The sequence below is a fragment of the Trueperaceae bacterium genome, from assembly GCA_031581195.1.
GTDB lineage: Bacteria > Deinococcota > Deinococci > Deinococcales > Trueperaceae > SLSQ01.
In genome coordinates this window covers 1-1,038 of sequence record JAVLCF010000238.1, presented here as the reverse complement: position 1 = coordinate 1,038, position 1,038 = coordinate 1, and the positions used below count along the sequence as shown (strand labels likewise).

The window sequence follows — 1,038 nt, the reverse complement described above, 5'->3', positions numbered from 1 at the left end:
GTGCCTTTCCGGGCTTGCGTGAGGGCGTGCTCCCACGCTTGTTCAGCGAGCGTCTTGGCGTCCACGCCAGCAGCTTCGAGGAACCTGTTGGGGGACGGCCAGAACGTGTCGTTCGCGTAGATGGTGGCTGCGGCACTCAGGAACGCTTGGGTGTCGAGGTGCTCGAGGTGCTGGTAGTACCTGCGGACGAGGTCGTCTTTGAGGGTGCGGTTGAACCTGTCGGCCAATGCACTCATTTCGGTGGCGAACGCCTTGCGGTCAAGCATTAGGGACCTCCGATGGCGTTGAGGATGCGGTCGGTTTCAGCTTTGTCGTGATCGAACGACCCGCGGTTGAATGCCGTTTCTGCTTTCTGAATGACTTTTTGTCCTGCGAGGAGGTTGTCGAGGCCGTACCCGCGTTGGACCCAGAAGGGGTCTTGGCTGACTTCTTTGGCGGCGATGGCGATCGCTGCGTAGGTGGGGTCGAACCCGCCGAGGTCGCGCTGGAGGGTCCGGAGTTTTTGTTTGCGGGTGCTGGTGAGTTTTTGGGCTGCGGGGAGTTGCCCTCGGTTTTCGTTCCACGCTTCGAGGAGGGGTTCAAGCGTGTCGCCGTTAGGCGACGTGGTTTTTTCTTGAACTTGATCTTCAACTTGAACTTCTACTTCTACTTCTACTTCTACTTCTGCGGGAGTTTTCCCGGCGTCCTCCTGGCGTACTCCGGGAGTACTCCGGGAGTCCTCCGGCGGGCTCGGAATGACACTTTGCCCTTCGCGGTCCTTGCGGACTTTGTTGTGGTCGTGGAACCGCTCGATCTGAATAAAGCGCTTTCCGTCCACCTCGTACCAAACGACCAACCCCACCTCGTGCATGCGTCTCAGCGCCTGCTCGATCGTCGTGGGGTCCATCGGGACGTACGTCAGGACCTTGCCGTTGATCCACTGTGGGTTGCCTTTGAGTCGGCCTTCGGCGTCCGCGTGCGGAATCAGCATGAGGTACAGGTAGCGCTGCTCGTTGTTGTCAAGCTCCGCAAAGCGATCGCTTTCCCCGAGGGTGCTAC

General features: G+C 59.5%; 2 protein-coding genes. Both read right to left on the bottom strand.

Annotated features, from left to right (window positions below; all coding sequences use genetic code 11):
• A partial coding sequence (locus RI554_11715; GenBank protein MDR9392680.1) for a hypothetical protein occupies window positions 1–266 on the bottom strand: 266 nt, incomplete at its 3' end.
• Window positions 266–1,038 (bottom strand): hypothetical protein (locus RI554_11710; GenBank protein MDR9392679.1); only part of this gene is annotated, 773 nt, incomplete at its 5' end. The genes RI554_11715 and RI554_11710, both read right to left, overlap by 1 nt.